This is a genomic window from Chryseobacterium sp. SIMBA_028 (assembly GCF_046535285.1).
Classification (GTDB): domain Bacteria; phylum Bacteroidota; class Bacteroidia; order Flavobacteriales; family Weeksellaceae; genus Chryseobacterium.
Genome location: NZ_JAWRWZ010000683.1, coordinates 1 through 246 on the forward strand (window position 1 = coordinate 1; position 246 = coordinate 246).

The window sequence follows — 246 nt, forward strand, 5'->3', positions numbered from 1 at the left end:
GTGAAGTCGGGCCGCGTAAATGATGCTCAGACTGCCGACAGCAAGGTCCGGGAGCTCATCAACATTGCCGAGAACGGCCTTCACACGATGTTCACATCCGACGTCCGCAAGAAACGGTGGGACGCAGCGATTTTTGATGCCGATGCCGCCCTCCAGACAGATGATGCTTCGAGTGTGAAGAAGCTTCTGCGTGCCGACTTTATGAATTTGAAGAACGGGTCCGCACCCAAGGTTAAAGCCCTATTG

General features: G+C 54.5%; 1 protein-coding gene. It reads left to right on the forward strand.

Features of this window, described 5'->3' with window-relative positions; genetic code table 11:
• The coding region (locus SCA31_RS24980; protein ID WP_410699641.1) for a hypothetical protein at positions 1 to 246 on the forward strand (246 nt) is incomplete at both ends.